General features: G+C 51.9%; 1 protein-coding gene and 1 pseudogene. Both read left to right on the top strand.

Annotated features, from left to right (window positions below; translation table 11 throughout):
• Positions 1 to 1,276 (top strand): nickel-dependent lactate racemase (gene larA / locus QVO97_RS07135; protein WP_288189284.1); only part of this gene is annotated, 1,276 nt, incomplete at its 5' end.
• A pseudogene (locus QVO97_RS07130) lies at positions 1,276 to 2,054 on the top strand (hypothetical protein); the annotation flags it as partial. The gene larA and the pseudogene QVO97_RS07130, both read left to right, overlap by 1 nt.

Here is a 2,054-nt window from a genome sequence, read left to right as displayed (position 1 = left end):
TGACGGTGCGAAGAGTGTAAAATACCTGTATGAAAATAAGATGCGGGTCATTGAAGATATAAAAGCAGAATTTCTGCATTGTGTGACGGATGGTGTGATTGGCACGAAGCCGTTAAAGGAATTGATTGCACCGACCGATCCGGTTACGATCGTGATCAGTGATATGACGCGTTTCTGGATGCGTCAGGACGTGATTTGCGAGCTTCTGGTAAAATATCTGCACGATGAGATGGGCGTGGGATATAACCAGATTGCGGTTGTGGTTGCACTGGGAACACACCGCAAGAATACGGCGGAGGACCGCAGAAAACTTGCAAGCGAGTTTGTCTATGACCATGTAGCGAGCGTGACTGACCATGACTGCGATGCGCCGGATCTGGTATACATCGGTACGACGTCCTTCGGAACGCGTGTATCGGTCAATCCGCTGGCAGTCGGCAGAAAGGTCATCTGCATCGGCGGTACGGTGCACCATCTGATGGCAGGCTACGGCGGCGGAAGAAAGAGCATCGTTCCAGGTATTGCTTCCCGTGAGACGATCCGCATGAACCATGAGCGTGCGCTGGATCCGGAGAAACCGATGACGGATGTGCGTGTCGGCAGCGGTCTGGTGGAGAACAACCCGATCAACCTGGATATGCGCGAGGCAGGTGCCATGGTACATGTTACGTTCGGTATTAATATCGTGGTAGATACGTCTTCCCGCCACAGCGGTTTATTCTGTGGTGAGTTTGACAAGGCATGGCAGGCAAGCTGCAGTTATGTACAGAAGGGATACGGACTGCCGATCGACTATCAGGCAGATGTCGTAATTGCAAGCTGCGGCGGTTTCCCGAAGGATCTGAATTTTTATCAGTCCACCAAGACGCTGTTTAACGCATCGAGAGCGGTCAAAGAGGGCGGTACACTCATTATGCTGGCGGAATGCCCGGAGGGAAGCGGTTCCAAGGATTTCTTCGACTGGATTAAGCCTCTCTCTAAGGGATGCCTGGATGAGGCACTGCGTGCGTCTTTCACCATCGGCGGCTATATTTTCTACGCAGCCTGCGAGTCCATCCGTCGTTCGAAGACGCTGCTTCTGTCTTCCATGGAGCCGGAGCTGGTTCGGGATATGGGCGTAAGATCGTTTAAAGATATGAAGGATCTGCTGGCAGAGGTAGACTTTAACGGAAAAGATGTATATGTAATTCCGTACGGCGGAAGTGTGCTCCCGCAGACAAAGGAAGCCTACGAGCGTATTTGCCGCGAGGCAGAGGAAAATGGAGACGCGAAGTAATGAATATTCCGCTGCTAATAGTTATTTTATATGTGCTTCTGCTGTTTTGCATCAGTATCTATGTGTCTTACGGCCAGAAAAAGGATTCAGAGAACTTCCTTTTATATAAAGGAAAAAATAATGCGTTTGTCGTGGCAGCTAGTATCGCGGGTCTGGCGATCGGCGGTGCTTCGACGATCGGTATCGCGGAGAACGCCTTTACCGTGGGGCTGTCGGCAGGCTGGTATGATACAGCATGGGCGATCGGCGCGGTTGTTTCTTCTATGCTGGCAGTCCGTTACCTGCGTAGAAGCCAGTACACGACCATCAGCGGTCTTGTAAGGGACCTCTACGGCACAAAGACGAGCCTTATCATGGTCATTGCCATGTGTATCATCCAGTCAGGCATCATCGCCCTGCAGTACAAGGCGGGCGGCTCGATTCTGGCATCGCTTCTGCCGGATGCAGAGGCATCGGTGGCACTGCCGATGATCCTGATGAGCATTCCTCCGGTACTTGGCGGCATCACGCTGTCCGGTCTGTGGGCGGCTGATATGGGAACCGGCTGCTCCATGATTATCGGCCTGGCGACGACCGTCAGCACGGATATTATCGGAAAGATTCCGGGTGTTTCGCTGAATGACCGTCAGAAACATATTTTAAATAAGATAATCGTTGTACTCAGCAGTTTGGTTACCTATCTGATTGCAACTCAGATGGGCGCGATTTTAAGCGCGATGCAGAAAGCGCTTTCTCTGGCGATCGGTACTTCGTTTATCGTCATCGGCGGTCTGCTGTG

The sequence above is a fragment of the Clostridium sp. CAG:43 genome (assembly GCF_000434655.1).
GTDB classification, from domain to species: Bacteria; Bacillota; Clostridia; order Lachnospirales; family Lachnospiraceae; genus Otoolea; species Otoolea fessa.
The sequence above is the reverse complement of the archived record's forward strand: the minus strand, read 5'-3'. Positions and strand labels throughout refer to the sequence as shown.